We start from the raw sequence: 13,698 nt of genomic DNA, 5'->3' as shown, positions 1-13,698 counted from the left end.
AGCGTGTACGAATCGTTGTGGATGTAGGTGCGGAGCTCTCAGCCATCGTCTTGATTCTCCCGTAGCTAGGGACTCGGATCGTACTCTGGATCAGTGGGCGGCAGCGACGGCGTCAGGGTTCCTCAAGCAACGAGTGAGCCCGTTGCACGTAACTATTCGTCTCCCAGCTGCGAGCGTCGCTGATCTCCTCCGCATGGTACGGAATGATCTGCTAGGATAGTATTTGGCTGACCTCTCTGAGGTCGTTGCTGCGCGCGCAGCGACGGTCTCGTGAGCGGTGCGAACGAGAGCTGGGAAGACTCACTGCGTTCGTCTTCCCAAGCGAGCACGGAGCGGAGGGTGGGGAGGTGGGGTCTGGGTCGGTCTGGCACGTAGCAAAAAAGAAGGCCGCGTTAGTCAGTTACTCCCACCATCGACCGCGTTCAGGGAACTGAATCGTGCTCCAGCCGGTGACGGCCAGTGAGACACGTCCCTCGTACCAGTTCCGTGCAGCCCCATGAATGCGTACTTGTTCGCCTTCCTTAATCCACGGCGCGCCTGATTTCTCCCAGATCGTCACTCGAGTCTGGCCACTGTCGTCTGCGATGAGTCCGACTTGAGCGATGCTTGGATGCGATGGATCCCAGAGTGTCTCGACACGCCCCTCGATGCTCACCTTCTGTCGGCTCACATCCTCGAGTGTCCCGATCGGTACGATCTGTCCTGGCGCTGTCTGCAACTCCTCGAACACGCTGACGACCGTACTCGGAAGATCCTGTCCGTCGACGACCGCCTCGGCCAGCCGTCGACTGATCGCCGCTCGAGACCAGCCATCGATCTTTTCGGCCAACCGTATCGACTGCTCGTTCACGGCCGCCAGTTGCGATCGTGTGAGGTCCGTCCGGGGATCCGGCCGCTCTGGATCCGCTCTCGGATCCACACTCCCTGCCCGCTTCTGAAATCGCTCACGTCGCTCTGCACTTCGTCGTGCAGCGATGTCTCGCGCCCGCTTTGCTCGTCCCTGCTGTTGTCCGAACTCGGCCTGTGCACTGATCCGCTCGAGTTCCGCTTCTCTGGCTTGAATCCGCTCTTCCTGTTCGAGGGTGACACCGTGAATCCGGTCGTCGTTTGTATCGACGATCCCGTCCGGGTGGTTCGCATCCACCTTTGCTTGGACCTCTTGCTCGACCGTTGCCTCGAATGCCGGTATCTCGTCGACGACCGGAAAGCTATCGTCATCGACTTCCTGCTCGTCCGCCTGTTTGAGCGCCTGTTCATCGACCGTAACGACCTTGCTACTCGAGTTGTTACTATACATTGGAGTCAGTACACTCCGAAGGCGCTCACGCGCCTGCCACCGCGATCCCTACATCGCGGTTTTCCGACGATAACGACCGACAGACCCATCTGCGCGCTCTCGCTCGCGCCTTCGCGAGCGCCCAACTGGGCGCGAGCGAGAGCGCGCCTGACTGAGGTGTCCCAACCAGTACCGCGCGCCGTCCGCCCGGAGCGAGCGGCCAGCACACAAGCCGGTTTCGCGTCCGTCGAGCGAGCGACGTCAGGAGCGAGAGAGACGCAACCGAAAGCGCGCTTGGTGCTGGCGCCGAGGGCACATGCATTTTAGCCCGGCAGCCCGCCCGCGACTGCAGGCAGGCAGCCCGGAATGGTCGGTCGCGAGCGACGCGGAGGTCTCGTGAGCGAAGCGAACGAGACATCGGTGAGCTTTGCTCACCGGCAGGCGGCAGCGGCGAGCGGGGCGGGCCGTTGGGAAACACCGTCTATCCGGATTCGACGCTCGGTCACACAACCGATGCCTAGCGGACTCAGAGAGGGCGAGGCCATCTTGATCACCGGGAAAGCTCTGCTCCCACGGGAACTCGTCAGCCGGAAATCTGTTAATATCGAGAGTCTAGTAGCGACGCACGGGTCTTGATAAACCGCTTGTACTTGCTGCGGGGCGTTTCCCAGCCCTTGGTAGAGCAGTTCATGTGGTTCCGGTACGATTGTTGATGGCAGCAAGTTCCCTTAGGAGGAGATGTAGCCGATCGATTGTGTCGCAATGTCTTCAGTGCGTTCCTCGATAAGAGACGTCATATGAAGTTCGACCTCTGCGGCACTGTTGAGGGTCGCAAGCGACCACGGAAGTACGTGACTCTGTTCTCCGAGTGGATCGCCCTCGTAGTCGTCGTCGCGGAGCGTGAGTGATTCTTCATGATACGCCTTTGTGGAGATTAGGACGGTGATGAGCTGTACACCGTGGTTTGGGAACTGAGGTGTTCCCAGAACGAGCATTGGACGTCCTTTGTCCGAGAGCGGATCGGTCCCCCAGATGATGTCGCCGCGTTTCAGTTCATCGAACGCCGTCACCGTACTTCCTCCATCTCGTCAGTTTTCAACTCCTCGAGATGCTCTTCGCCGTACTGTTCGTCTGCAGTCTGGTGGTGCTGGTGAAGTCGGTAGGCGGTTCGGAGCCGTTCCTCGTTGTCTGTGATCGCCCAGTACGGGCGCTTGTGCCGCACAAGACCTCGTTCCTTCAGTCGCGAGAGAATCGCACTGACAGCGTCTGTATCCAGCTCAAGTTGTTCAGCGATCGTCGCCGCCTTCCACGCTCGGTCGTCGTTCTCGTCCAGGAACAGCACGATTTGCTCGGTGTTATTTCGGCCCTCGAATTCGTCGTCGTCGGCGTTCTCGAACTCGTCGATATCGATGGTGCCGCTCGACATAGATTGATGTTGGTGCCGTTGATCCATATCTGTTTGGGATGTTTGTTACAGCGATAGCGAGGAGAAACACTCCATATCAACTACACGTCACAACGAGACTCGAGACGGGAGAATCTGTTCGATTCGACCAGGCGCGGCACCCGAGGAAACGGCGTATTCGAACGAGGAAGGGATCATCCTCCGATAGTCGGCTGAACTAGCTACTCGTCGCTCGCGTCAAATCCATCGACGTACTGGTCTTCCCACTCGCGCCGGGCCTCGAGCTCACGCTGGCCGCGGGCAGTGATCGTGTAGTAGTTCGTTCGCTTGTCGAGTTGGCCTTTCTCGACGAGACCCTTGTCGACGACCTCGTCGAGATTGGGATACAGCCGACCGTGATGGATCTCCGTTTCGTAGTAATTCTCGAGTTCGTCTTTGATCGCAAGCCCGTGGGGCTCGTCTTGGCCGGCGATTACATACAGGACATCACGCTGAAAGGCAGTCAAATCGTACATATCGAAATTATTGAGTATAGAGCTATAAGCGTTCCGAGAACTGGTGAAAGAAAACGTGATTCAGGGATAGCATGTACGTGAGAAGCGAGTCTCAGATCTTGACAAAACCACAGCGGACGACTCGCTCATTCGATGTCGAGCGCTGTCTCGAGCTCGTCCTTGAGATCGTCCATAGTCTGTGGGCCAAGTCGAATCTCAACACCGGCTGCAGTGAGAATCTCTGTCATCTCCCAGCGGGTGATACCAGCTCGCTCTGCAGCCTTCCCTAGGGAGATTTCACCGAGCACGTAGAGCCCGATAGTAGTGGCGAACTCCTCAGTATGGTCGATATGGGGGCTGCAACGATCAGTTGTCATGGGTTATAGGTGTGTACTCGAGCGGCAGCGTCATTAGTGTGTCCTCGTCTGACGTCGTCGATTTGAGTTGACTGGCAATTCCTGAATATGCCAGTAACGAGTGTGTTTCGAGAGGCTGCCACTCCATACTACGAGTGCCCAACTCAGCTATCGATCCAAGAAGCGAGGACTATAGTAGCCATTAGAACGTTTCATTCAGGTATTATCGTTGAACTCTCCACACTATGAGTCTCAACAACTTATCAATCATCCGCTGAATATGCTCCGTCTCGCTTCCGAACGCTCTCCACGCGTACGATGCGTTCTTCCGATCGAAGCCGACACCCCAGTCGATAGGTCCCAACTCGTAACTTCTTGTACGGCGAATTAGTCAATGGCTCAAGGAAGTCAGCTGGCTCGCGCCACTCTGAGGACACGACATCATCGAGTTTCGTGATGATTCGGTCCTGTGTTTCTGTAGGTAACTGCGCAAGTTGGTTTTCTGCTCGAGACGAAAATGCCCACTCCCAATCGTCGTCATTCGTCGTCGGACCCATATGCTGCTTTGATTTCCTCGCTCGAGCGGCTCTCACCGTCATCAAACTGTGCTTCACTAATTGCAAGGTCCTTCCAGAACCCAGCACCCTCCGGATGATTCACTGACTCTCGCAGTGCGTAGCGAATAAACTCACTTCGGCTATTGAATCCCCGCTCGCGCCACGTCTCATCAACGACCTCGCGGAAAGACTGGGAAATCCGAAGGTTGATTCGTTCAATCTCAGGATCACCATTGTTGGTTTCAGCTTCGGACATACGCTTGTACGTTCGTAGTACATACACAAAACAGTACCGTCGAGATTGCTGAAATCAGATTATGGCCACACCTCACAACCGGTCCGTACAACCACGCAATGCGTTGTTCGTCTCCCTGGTTGATTACAGTCATCGTTGAACTCCTCACCCCTCCGGGAGTCGATAAACCCGGCGGGGAGCGATGAATCGGGTTTCAGTCGCCGTCCCCAACGAATTGCTTTGCACGGCCCCAGATCGAGTCGCCTTCATTAGCACTGGCCTCATCCATCTCGGGGTTCGAAGCCTGATCACGACGCTCGAGTGTCTCCTGACAGTCTCTGAGTTGTTCTCGAAGCGCTTCGTTGGTCGCCTCGAGTGCATCGATGCGTTCGTCTTTCTCCTCGAGCGCAGCCTCGAGGTCGTCGACGCGGTCAGTCAACAGTCGATTCTTCTCGACCAGATATGCATGATTTTCCGCTGGTTCGTCACGACTGCCGGTGATCGCCGACTCGTTCTGTCTGGAACTCGCTTCACTCGAGTCGTCTCGAGCGTCCGGATCGTAGAACTCAGACGTGCTTGTAATCGCTCGTTCGATGGTCTTTTCGCCGTACGTCGATCCATCGGCATAGTGGACGTCGTCCCATTTTTCGCGGAGAAGCCCTGACTGCCGGAAGAGTCGATCCATTCGAGTGTGGTCGCCGCCGGTCCAGAACGCCAGCAGACAGCACAGTGCCATATCGGCCTCTGACTGGCTTTCGTACCCAGCAGTCGAGCCACGCCATAATCGCTCGAATTTCTCACCGTTCGACGCATTTCGAGCCTTCTCGAGCAGTTCCTCGTCCTCGAGGTCAACATCAACATCGCCTGCTGTGTCCGTCGAAGCCTGCTCGTCAGTCACACCACGGTACCCTGACTCGGACGCTCCATCGCTCTCACTGTCTTGGACGTATTCACGATGAATCGCCTCGAGTGCATCCTGTCGACGAGCAACGCGACTGGGCATCTCCTCGAGGGTGGCACCAGTCACGGTGAAAAACCGGGCCGTGTCGTACAGTTCGATACTTCCACGCCGGTTCCGGCCGTCTGGGAGCTCTCCCTCGATGAGCACATGAAACCCAGTTCCCGATGGGGAGATTTCCGTATAGGAGTCGAGTCGCTCAATGATATCCTGCGCTGCATCGTCGACGGTCTCGGTCTTCGGGTCTCGGCAATCATCGAGATCCACGCCGACAATGGGATCATTGTCGGTAAACACGAACCCGATGCCATTTGCATCCCCCGAATCGGCGTACTCGAGCGCGGTTTCGACCGACGCCCATGTCTCTGGATCCGTTGAAGACGCGAACTCACCACTGCCTGGTGTCACCGGGATCTTGGTTGGTTTCCCATCTCGAGATTCTTCTCGCCAACACACCCACTGGTCACGCTCACGTAACTGCTTGGGGAGTACCGAAACCGTCTGTTCAGACATCGCCGATCCGCCTCGTACTTCGCGTCCATCTGGTCGCATACCACCCATCAGTGTGCTGATAAACATGCCGTAGGCTGGTAGACTGTCCGTGACCCTGTCCAACGGGTGCAACCCGTTGTATACTAGTTGGTTTTGAGCGCCGACTTGCCCTGAACACCGCCACTGTACTGCGGTTTTGCCCTGAACAGGTACCAATTCCGTGACCTGAACGGGAAATTTGCCCTGAACAAATCCGGCTATATGGCGGATACTGGCAGATACACCAGTTACTAATCGGATTTTGGAATTTAGGTTGTGGGGCGAGATTTTCAGTGGGCCAAGTGCCTGAATTATATTCATTGTTCTGATATTATCTCTCACTCAAGGAACTCTGATCCATCTCTGGTCAGATTGATACCGGCATAGACAGTCACGAGATCGTCACCGTCTCTGACTCGGGTATCCTCATAGTCGACGACGTTCGAAAGCTTCCGACCGAACCAGCTCGCGTTTGTTCCATCAATATCGTGCTGGTCGGTCCATCTCGAGTAGGCCTGAAACAGTGCTGCCTTTGGAATTTGTGCCCCATCCGCCTCTCTGATATACATCGCTGCGAACGCCTCAATGCCGTCGCCGTCTGGGTCAACCTCAACTGGCTCCGATACTGATGAACCTGACTCTACTGATGAGGACAACTCCGTTGCTCGAGAGTGATTCCCTGAAGAGATGCCCGGCCATAGTTCCTCACCGGTTGGCGAATCAGACAAACCGTATGTCTCGCCCTGCTGGAAGAGTACAGGACGCTCATCGTCAGAGAGTATCAGAATGAGGTAGCTCTCCCGTGAATAATCCGAGTCTGGTAGGTCAACAGCAGGTCGGAATGGCCGTTTGATCGGCGTCCATTCATCCTCAAAGTCGTCTCTCGAGTCGTAGACATGGGTTTCGCCAGCTTCGTAGACAGTATACTGCCCGGCTTCACGATCATGGCTATAGTAGGCTGGCACACTGTCCTTCGAGAGTGTACTCTCATCTGGAACACGGGCAAACGCTGTTTCACCGTCTGAAAGGACGATCTCACCATTCTCTCGTGTCCAAACCGTCCGATTCGTCTCAGATGTCTTGGGCCGAACGGCAGTAACGCCACCGTGAGCGGTCGCACCACCACCGAAGGTCACGACCTCGTCGCAGTTGTAGAATTGTTCAGTGCCATCGGCTCGTTCTTGCAGCGGTGGCGAAAGGATATTCTCGACCCGAGTCGCCCACTCTGTCTCGGAGTCACCAGGACGGACGACGAAGATCGGAATCCGATCTGCTTCGTGGGCTCGCTTGAGATTCTGCAAGACCTTGACGGGTCGGTCTGGCGTCGTTGTCTCAGCCTCGATGTTAAACACGACGTCGTGATCTGGATGCGTCGCGATGGCGTCCGGTTGCTCGCTTCCGTCCTGCTCGAGGATTTCGACACTGAACCCACGCTCTGTAAGCGCTGTTTCCGTCTCGAGGAGGACTGCATCGTGTGTAGAGCCACCGGCAGATCTGACAGTGCCTGTCTCCGGTTCGACCACTGTTTCTCCGTCGTCAGTGAGCCGAACTACGATATCGTCGTTCTGTAGCATAACCTCAAGCAACCTGGATTCCTCACGAACGTCAGGCAAGTCTTCAGGGGTAACGTCGATCTCACTCTCGGTATTCTCGAGACGGGCCGCAAGTTCCTCGTCGACGACAGTGACATCGACCCAGCCGTTTTCCGCCCGCACACTCTCTCGAATCTGGACTGCACGAACGGCTTCTGCCATCGTCTCCCCAAGAATCTGCTTGGGGTTCGCTGCTTCGTTCGAATCGCTATAGATGAGATCTTGCAGGATTTCAGCGTCCGTCAGCGGATCAGTCCCATACCGCTCAAGACTCTGTTCGATGATTCGATCGACAGCATCTGGTTCCCGAAGGGGCGGGTAGGGCGGAAACGTCCGGATCAAGACGGGTTCAGAGTAGCGCCCGCCCGAGAGCGGGATCCGCGTCCAGACTTTGAACTGATCGGTCGTGATGAGGTCTTCAGCTGTGTAATCACGGAAGCGTTTCATCAACAACTCGGCATCGTCGCTGTCGTTGACCGAGAACGTGAGGAGGTTATCACAGTTGTTCTGCATCGCTTTCAGCGTGTCCTCATCGAACTGAGAGGGATACTGCGAGGCTAAGGTCACAGAGAGACGCATCGATCGAGCACGGGCGAGCATCGACTCGATATCGAGATTGTCGCTCGCGATATCGTCGAACTCGTCACAGAGAACGAAGTAGGGGTCTGGATCGGTATCGAGTTCGTATGACCGCCGCTGAATCGCACTCCACAAATTCCGCATCACGCCGAGGGTGACCATCTTCTTGATATCCGTGTTCTCGACTGGCGTTCGGACAATGACGATTCGGTCGTTCTCAATGATATCGCGGAAATTGATCGTACTCTCCCGGTGAGCGATAATCCGACGAATCACCGAGTTCTCAACCCACGACTTGATCCGTTTCAGAAGTGGTCGAACCGTCTCCTCCTCCATATTCGCGATCTCGAGACAGAACTCTCTGATATAGGGGTCCTCGACATCGAGCGCGAAATCCTCCCGTCGATCGGCATTCAGCAAGATGAAATACATATCGATGACCGAAAACGGTTGCTCGGATTTCATCATCGCCCGAGCCATCGACTCGGTGATCGCTTCCATGTTGATGCCCCAGTAGTCGGAGGTATCGAAGACTGCTTTCAGGTTCTCGACCCGGTTTTCGATCTCATTCTCGAGTTCCTCAGTCGTCTCGCAGTCGGGTACCTCGAGGAAGTTCATCCCGACCGTGTTCTCGTGGGTGGTCGACCCGGGCTCGATCCAGACCACGTCCTCGAGGCGATGCTTGGGGAGCATCCGGAGCAGTTCTCGAGAATCACGGCCCTTCGGATCGAAGTACGTGAAGCCGTAGCCCGAATACGCCCACTGCACCATCATATTCAGGAGTTGAGTCGTCTTTCCGTAGCCGGTCGTCCCAGCGATCCAGTTATGCCGGAAGAGTGAGTCAAACCGGAGCGGGGCCTCACGAAAGCCCGTTTGGGGGTCCTCCGTGTAGCCAATCCAGAGTGGAGCAGGGGCATTGTACATCCCGGCCTCGAACATTTCTCGAACGAACGGGCCTGCAACCGTGCCTTCGTTGGCTGTCTCTGTGAGAACCGGCTTGCCACCGACACGAGTCGTGTTTTGATCGACGATTTGGTACTGCTCGCCGTCGGAGTTTGGTTGCTGATCAGGAGACGACTCAGCGACAGCGTTCTTGGTTTCTGTCTGATTGTCACTACCTGTGGAGGGGATTTCTTCACCGGACGCATCATCTACTGGTTCATGCTCATTATCGCTATTCGAAGACTCCTCACCGGGTCCAAAGAACCGATCAAATACCATCAAATCCCTCCTGATCTCGAGTAGAGTCATCAACGGTGACTGCTGTCTCATCTGGCACAGCTGGTGTCTGCCCATCAATCGGCGATTCGTCAGATGGGTGTTGAGACCCATCCGATGGGAGGCGATCACCACGCTGCGTGTATCGCCAGTCGATCTTCGGCGTCTCAATCTCTGCGTTCGGGATATGTGCGACGCCGGCGAGTTCGTCGACGGTCATGATCATATGCCGGTCGACCCATTCGCGATCACGCATTCGGTGGATGAATCGTCGAAGCTGTTCAGCCCGCTTTCGCTCGTTGCGATGCCAGACTGGATTATCGTCGAGTCCCTGCTCCGTGATCGCGTTGTAGTACTTCCTAAACATCCCTGCGACGCCGCGGGCTCGAGCCTCAGCCTCGGCCTGTTCACTCGAGGCCGCCAATACGCGAATATTCACGTGGAACGCCTGTTGCCCGCGTTGCTGTTCAATCGTCTTTGCGGCCTGCTTGTCCTTCGCGCTCGCCGGTCGTGTTCGGGGACTCAGCCACCCTACGGATGTCCCTTGGCGAAGTGCATGAGCGAGTTCGTCGACGCTATTGTGCTTGAAGCGGTCGCCGTCAGTCCACGACTGCTTTGCAGGCCGGAAAATAACCTGTGTAACGACTGTACTCTCGTCGAGCGACAGCATCTCGCTTGTTATCTCGCCGTAGGGATCCGTCTCGAAGCCTTCGCTGTTGTGATGGCGGATCGGGTAGTACGGAATTTTCTCCATCTCGAGCCACGCACCGGCGACGTACTGGTCAGAATCGATGACCGGGAACGCATGGCCCTCTTCGACAGGGAAAATCTCACTGTTCGCGTAGTTGTTCCCGACACGCCGTCGGAACTTGTCTGCGGCTGCCTCGGTAGCAGCGTGCATATAGAACGAAATTTTGCCCTCATCGAACCAGACCTCGAACGAGTGGTGATCGCTCGTATTCTTCCCGCGAAAGTTCATCGTCACGTCGTGAACTGATTGCAGAACGCCGGCCCCATCCACGACACCATTGTTCTCCTTGTAGGGGCGGATCCGAAGGAGCAGTCCTGGCGTATCTGCTTGCTGCTGGACGAACGATCCCTTCTCTCCAAACTCGAGTTGCGTCGCCTCGTACTGGGGCGATGAACCAAGCAGTTTCGTGAAACGGTTGAGCATAGTCATGGTCTTAGTTGTCATATTCGGGTTCGGTTGTGCGCTGTTCGGGAGCTGACGCTCCGTCATCGGTCTGGATCGATGCCTCTTCGATGTCCGTCTCTGTCTCAAGAGCCTGTTCGACGACTGCATCAAGGACTTCTGTCTTGGTGAGATCCTCCTCGAGGAGTTTGCTCGCCGTCTCAGCAGTGATGTCGAGGCGGGTCGCAAGCGCGTTTTGCTGTGCTTCGGTCTCGACGAATTCCTCGAAAGCGAGCAGTTCCGCTGACTCGTCGTTCATTGCCTGTTGGATGAAGGCCTGATCCTCGGGTTCGTAGTCGATAACTCGCTTTTCGAAGTCGTCTGCGACCACATGCACAGGATAGGTGCCGTGTTCCTCGACGCGAACGAGTGATTGACTGTAGCCGAGGTCCGCTTTCCCAGCGTCGGCACCTCTGATGTACTGGCGCTGTTCTTTCGTCAACCCGATTTTGTCGGCCGTCCGATCGTCCAATTCGGGGAGTTTGTGGAAGACTTTGATCGGACACATCCCGATGATCTTCTCGGCCTGCTCAGTCTCGTAAAACTCCTGAGCGGTCTGGGAGAGCAATACCATTCGAAGGCCGGCGTGGCGCTGGTGACGGAACGCCGTCTCGAGGAAGTCAAGGTTCGCCTGGTCTTCGAAAAGGTAGTGTGCCTCGTCGATCGCGAGTTCGACGTTCCGTTGGGTGTTCTTTGCTTGCTGGTAGATCGTCGACAGCAGCAATTGCATAAGGAACGTCTGCCGATCGATCCCCGAGGCACTCCCCTCAATCTGGCCCAGATCGATGTAGACGACCTTGTTGTCGCCCTCGAGAATATCGATCTCTGAGCGATGTGAGAGATTTTCGTAGGAGCCACCTTCGCGGAAGGGCTGGAAGGCAATCGCGAGTTCATCCGCGTACTGTGCAGCCCGTTCGCGAGCGGATTCGGATGCAGCGATGTTATGCTCGTCCGGATTCTCAGCGATATCACAAAGGATCTGGTGGACATCCTGCATCGTCGGCGAGTTCTCTGACGTGTGTGTCGAGACGTCATCCTCAACGACCCCTGCCTGCCGATAGGCTTCGTCGATCACATACGAGAGGACACCAGTTTCGGCCCCGAGTTCGATATCACGAGCGTCAAGGAAGTTCTCGAGAACGGCGTAGACCTCGTCTTTCTTCGCCGAGAGGGGAGAGACCCCGTCGCTGGACTCGAGGACGTGCTGGGGCGTCTGACGGATCTCGAGCGGGTTCAGTTTCGTATCGCCGCCGACAGTGATTGTCTTCGCGTTCAGGGCATCCGCGATACCACGGAAGCCGCCGACTGGATCAACGAGGACGAGCATCGTGTCGTTGCGCCGCTTCATCATCCGCAGGTGGCGCATGATCCCGCCGAACGTCTTCCCGGCACCGGGCATCCCGACGACGAGTTCACTATGCCCGGTCTCGAGGTCCCACGGGTTGATGCGAATCGGAGAACCGTTGTGACCATGATAGCCGTATTCGATTCCATCATCCATCATCTGGTAGTTCGACGAAAATGGGAACATCGCGCCAATCGCTTGGTTGGTCAGCGTCGACATTCGATCGCGACCGAGTTCATTCCGTCCGAGCGGCGAGACGGTCGCAAGCCCACGTTCCTGCCATCGACTGGCGACTTTGAGTGTACAGTTGGCTGGTGCGTCCTTGATGACTGACCGTAACCGGGTCGTCTGGTTCTCGAGTTCCTGCTGGCTCTCGGCAGCCAAGCGGATGAATACGCCGCCTCGATAGAACGAGGCTTTGTTCGCCCGAACGAGCGACCGCATGTACTTCGCCTGGTCGATATCCTCCTGCAGGTCTTCGGCTTTGAGACTGTTCGAATCGTGCTGGTTGATCTTCAAGTCCGAAATCCAATCTGCCATCATGTCCTGGGCCGATTGGCTATCGAACGGATCAAGGTGGATGCTGAGATCCGTCTGCAAATCTGTCTCGAGCAAGAGTCGCTCAAGGAGGCCATCCGAGGGCTCTTCGGGGAACTGTTCAATCCAGAAGGTGCGAACGAACGTCTCGTCGTTGATCACGGCGTAGGTTGTCTCCCAATCGATCGACGACGGGGCAACCACTGACTGGTGCATCGTCGACGTGTCCGGCAGACGATTCGCGTCGGGAACCGATGGGTCGTCAGCAGTGTCTTCTTCATCGAGATCCTCGAGGGAGTACTCCCAGTCCGCAGTTTCGTCACTGCTGTCGTCCATCGAATCAAGGACATCCTTTGGATCTGGCGTCGCTGGCACACCATCGCTGATGCCGTGAGAGACGACTGGGAACGTCCCAATCGCACTCGTCATGTCAGCGTAGTCTTGCGATTGGCACGTCCAGTACTCCTTCGTGACTCGAGCGAGGTCATACGCGTCGACGGGGCTGATCGAACACCGATAGAGCGACGATCCACCTCGGCGGAGTTGTGCGAGTCGTGATTCGAGTTTCTCTTCTTTGAGTTGGTCGCGCTTGGACTCACTCAATTCCTCAGACTGAAAGCGGCCGAAGAGTCGCCCGAGAACTGGTACATCTGCGAGATAGGCCAGTACACTATCACCGGTTTCATCGAACTGTTCGATGTCGCTGTCGGTCACCGCAGTGATGAGATAGTACTCTCGTATTGTCGTCGTTTCAGAGTCGATATCCTCGTTTTCGTTCGTATTGGCAGCAACGTACTCCTCGAGGAGGCGTTTCAGGACTGGCCGCGAGCGAACGTCAGCATCGCCAAGTCGATTCTGGTGTTCGCGAACGATGTCGTCTTCGTCGATTTCGCGGCTGGTGATGTAGATCTTCACAGGGAAGTCGACAGTCGAATTGACGAACTCTGAAAGTGACTGCACGGCCTTCGCCCAGGCCTCGTCGTCCTCGAGGGCCATGTTCGCTGGCTCAACTTTCATCGCTCCGACGAGTGCACCATCAGTACGTTCGATAGCGTGTGGATACACCCGATTGAGACGGGTCAGATAGCGAACTTCGCTATTGTCCTCGCCACCGTGCGTGTATTCCTTGTTTTTGATCGCCCAGCCGAATCGAGCGACGAGCCACTCGGTGAGCCAGAGGTAGTCGGGTTTGACCTTATGGAGGAGAAAGAGAAGGATAGTGAGCATAATTCCAAACCCGAGAATCGGGATCGTCAGTGCAGAGGGGACGAACGTTGCTGCGATGACGGTGACGAACGCCACCGTCAGAAACAACATGAGCTCGCCGATCGTATAGCCCTGGAAGAACGCTGTCGTGCCACCCAGTGATTGGTGGATTTTCCGCGCATTGTACTCGCTGTCTGCTGTATTCGAGCTCATCTGA

The 13,698-nt window shown here is 56.2% G+C and carries 11 protein-coding genes; all 11 read right to left on the bottom strand.

What is annotated here, in order from left to right:
- Positions 1 to 400 precede the first annotated feature (400 nt).
- Positions 401 to 1,297 (bottom strand): SOSS complex subunit B family protein, encoded by an 897-nt coding sequence (locus FEJ81_RS20335; RefSeq protein WP_138247055.1) that lies wholly within the window; start codon positions 1,295 to 1,297, stop codon positions 401 to 403.
- Between the two features lie 707 nt (positions 1,298 to 2,004).
- Positions 2,005 to 2,346, bottom strand: coding sequence for a hypothetical protein (locus tag FEJ81_RS20330; RefSeq protein WP_006183654.1), 342 nt, complete (start codon positions 2,344 to 2,346; stop codon positions 2,005 to 2,007).
- Complete coding sequence (locus FEJ81_RS20325) at positions 2,343 to 2,702, bottom strand: MarR family transcriptional regulator (protein ID WP_006183653.1); 360 nt, start codon at positions 2,700 to 2,702, stop codon at positions 2,343 to 2,345. The genes FEJ81_RS20330 and FEJ81_RS20325 overlap by 4 nt, the downstream gene beginning before the upstream one ends.
- 200 nt (positions 2,703 to 2,902) lie before the next feature.
- The gene (locus tag FEJ81_RS20320) at positions 2,903 to 3,196 is read right to left on the bottom strand and encodes a PadR family transcriptional regulator (RefSeq protein ID WP_138247054.1); all 294 of its coding nucleotides are present in this window, start codon (positions 3,194 to 3,196) and stop codon (positions 2,903 to 2,905) included.
- 125 nt (positions 3,197 to 3,321) lie between these two features.
- Positions 3,322 to 3,552, bottom strand: a complete 231-nt coding sequence (locus FEJ81_RS20315) for a UPF0175 family protein (protein ID WP_006183651.1) — start codon at positions 3,550 to 3,552, stop codon at positions 3,322 to 3,324.
- A 242-nt stretch (positions 3,553 to 3,794) separates the two neighbouring features.
- Positions 3,795 to 4,088 carry a type II toxin-antitoxin system RelE family toxin gene (locus tag FEJ81_RS23905; RefSeq protein ID WP_138247053.1) on the bottom strand — a complete coding sequence of 98 codons (294 nt, stop codon included), beginning with the start codon at positions 4,086 to 4,088 and terminating at the stop codon, positions 3,795 to 3,797.
- Positions 4,069 to 4,344, bottom strand: a complete 276-nt coding sequence (locus FEJ81_RS20305; protein WP_006182422.1) for a ribbon-helix-helix domain-containing protein — start codon at positions 4,342 to 4,344, stop codon at positions 4,069 to 4,071. Before FEJ81_RS20305 ends, FEJ81_RS23905 begins: the two co-directional genes overlap by 20 nt.
- A 193-nt stretch (positions 4,345 to 4,537) precedes the next feature.
- Complete coding sequence (locus FEJ81_RS20300) at positions 4,538 to 5,794, bottom strand: phage NrS-1 polymerase family protein (protein WP_138247179.1); 1,257 nt, start codon at positions 5,792 to 5,794, stop codon at positions 4,538 to 4,540.
- A gap of 356 nt (positions 5,795 to 6,150) precedes the next feature.
- On the bottom strand, positions 6,151 to 9,204 hold the full coding sequence (locus FEJ81_RS20295; RefSeq protein WP_175416507.1) for a TraM recognition domain-containing protein: 3,054 nt from the start codon (positions 9,202 to 9,204) through the stop codon (positions 6,151 to 6,153).
- On the bottom strand, positions 9,194 to 10,381 hold the full coding sequence (locus FEJ81_RS20290; protein WP_138247052.1) for a hypothetical protein: 1,188 nt from the start codon (positions 10,379 to 10,381) through the stop codon (positions 9,194 to 9,196). Before FEJ81_RS20290 ends, FEJ81_RS20295 begins: the two co-directional genes overlap by 11 nt.
- 4 nt (positions 10,382 to 10,385) lie before the next feature.
- Positions 10,386 to 13,694, bottom strand: a complete 3,309-nt coding sequence (locus tag FEJ81_RS20285) for a VirB4 family type IV secretion system protein (protein ID WP_138247051.1) — start codon at positions 13,692 to 13,694, stop codon at positions 10,386 to 10,388.
- Between the last annotated feature and the right edge of the window lie 4 nt (positions 13,695 to 13,698).

This window comes from Natrinema versiforme (assembly GCF_005576615.1).
Taxonomy (GTDB): domain Archaea; phylum Halobacteriota; class Halobacteria; order Halobacteriales; family Natrialbaceae; genus Natrinema; species Natrinema versiforme_A.
Note: the sequence above shows the minus strand (reverse complement) of the source record. Positions and strands in the feature narration are given on the sequence as shown.

Excerpts from the sequence above, each read along its gene's own strand:
- FEJ81_RS20305 (WP_006182422.1), bottom strand. The coding sequence starts at position 4,344 with ATGTCCGAAGCTGAAACCAACAATGGTGATCCTGAGATTGAACGAATC.
- FEJ81_RS20300 (WP_138247179.1), bottom strand. The coding sequence starts at position 5,794 with ATGTCTGAACAGACGGTTTCGGTACTCCCCAAGCAGTTACGTGAGCGT.
- FEJ81_RS20295 (WP_175416507.1), bottom strand. The coding sequence starts at position 9,204 with ATGGTATTTGATCGGTTCTTTGGACCCGGTGAGGAGTCTTCGAATAGC.
- FEJ81_RS20315 (WP_006183651.1), bottom strand. The coding sequence starts at position 3,552 with ATGACAACTGATCGTTGCAGCCCCCATATCGACCATACTGAGGAGTTC.
- FEJ81_RS20320 (WP_138247054.1), bottom strand. The coding sequence starts at position 3,196 with ATGTACGATTTGACTGCCTTTCAGCGTGATGTCCTGTATGTAATCGCC.
- FEJ81_RS20290 (WP_138247052.1), bottom strand. The coding sequence starts at position 10,381 with ATGACTATGCTCAACCGTTTCACGAAACTGCTTGGTTCATCGCCCCAG.
- FEJ81_RS20285 (WP_138247051.1), bottom strand. The coding sequence starts at position 13,694 with ATGAGCTCGAATACAGCAGACAGCGAGTACAATGCGCGGAAAATCCAC.
- FEJ81_RS23905 (WP_138247053.1), bottom strand. The coding sequence starts at position 4,088 with ATGGGTCCGACGACGAATGACGACGATTGGGAGTGGGCATTTTCGTCT.
- FEJ81_RS20335 (WP_138247055.1), bottom strand. The coding sequence starts at position 1,297 with ATGTATAGTAACAACTCGAGTAGCAAGGTCGTTACGGTCGATGAACAG.
- FEJ81_RS20325 (WP_006183653.1), bottom strand. The coding sequence starts at position 2,702 with ATGTCGAGCGGCACCATCGATATCGACGAGTTCGAGAACGCCGACGAC.